Source organism: Anaerotruncus sp. 80, from assembly GCF_009936115.1.
In the GTDB taxonomy this organism is placed as follows: domain Bacteria; phylum Bacillota; class Clostridia; order Peptostreptococcales; family Anaerovoracaceae; genus Senimuribacter; species Senimuribacter intestinalis.
Genome location: NZ_QWES01000069.1, coordinates 1 through 708 on the forward strand (window position 1 = coordinate 1; position 708 = coordinate 708).

Annotated in this window: 1 rRNA gene; it reads left to right on the forward strand. The window is 45.8% G+C overall.

Going from position 1 to position 708, the window contains the following annotated elements:
• Window positions 1-252: 252 nt before the first annotated feature.
• A 16S ribosomal RNA gene (locus tag D1155_RS15515) occupies window positions 253-708 on the forward strand; the annotation flags it as partial.

Genomic DNA, 708 nt, shown 5'->3' on the forward strand with positions numbered 1-708 from the left:
CGCAAGGACAGCAGTCCGCTTGAAAGAGCAGACAGAACCTAGACAACTTCATAGTGTAGAAATTTAGTCAAAACAAATTTGAACAATCAGCAAATTGGTAAGACATTACTAGTTTGTGAGAGTTCGCGACAATTTCTTAAAAGAAGAACAATAATTCTAAGAAGAATATATTGCAAGAGCGCAAAGCGTTCAGAATCCGAACAAGGATTTCTTAAGGAAAGATATTTAAGACATTAGTCTTTGATATACCATTTAATTAAGAGTTTGATCCTGGCTCAGGATGAACGCTGGCGGCGTGCCTAACACATGCAAGTCGAGCGAGAAGCTGATGACAGATACTTCGGTTGAAGGAGTCAGTGGAAAGCGGCGGACGGGTGAGTAACGCGTAGGCAACCTGCCCTTTGCACAGGGATAGCCATTGGAAACGATGATTAAAACCTGATAACACCATTTGGTTACATGAGCAGATGGTCAAAGATTTATCGGCAAAGGATGGGCCTGCGTCTGATTAGCTAGTTGGTAAGGTAACGGCTTACCAAGGCGACGATCAGTAGCCGACCTGAGAGGGTGAACGGCCACATTGGAACTGAGACACGGTCCAAACTCCTACGGGAGGCAGCAGTGGGGAATATTGCACAATGGGCGAAAGCCTGATGCAGCAACGCCGCGTGAAGGAAGAAGGCCTTCGGGTCGTAAACTTCTGTCCTT